The organism is Amycolatopsis sp. 505 (assembly GCF_031625235.1).
Taxonomy (GTDB): domain Bacteria; phylum Actinomycetota; class Actinomycetes; order Mycobacteriales; family Pseudonocardiaceae; genus Amycolatopsis.
Genome location: NZ_JACKQP010000042.1, coordinates 1 through 295, shown reverse-complemented (window position 1 = coordinate 295; position 295 = coordinate 1). Strand labels below are relative to the sequence as shown.

At 70.8% G+C, this 295-nt stretch carries 1 protein-coding gene; it reads left to right on the top strand.

Annotated elements, in window-relative coordinates; genetic code table 11:
* Positions 1 to 188: DivIVA domain-containing protein (locus H5965_RS46055; RefSeq protein WP_310977651.1), on the top strand; the 188-nt coding region annotated here is incomplete at its 5' end.
* Positions 189 to 295: the final 107 nt, after the last annotated feature.

Sequence of the window (295 nt, the reverse complement as noted above, 5' to 3'; positions counted from 1 at the left end):
CGGACGACATCCACTACGTCGAGTTCACGATCATGCCGGTCGGCATGCGCAGCTACGACCAGGCCCAGGTCGACCTGTTCCTGGACGAGGCCGAGGCGGCGCTGGTCGAGCTGCGGAACCCGACGCCGGCAGTCGTCGAGGAGCCGCAGCGCCCACAGGGCACGCGGAAGTGGTTCGGGCGCAGCTGACCCTCGTGTGAGGGGCGCCACATAGCGCTCGGTAGCGCAAACTCACCCGAAGGCGGGCGCGCGGCTGCCCGTGGGGGTGAGGTTGGGGGCAGGCCCTTCCGGGGAGC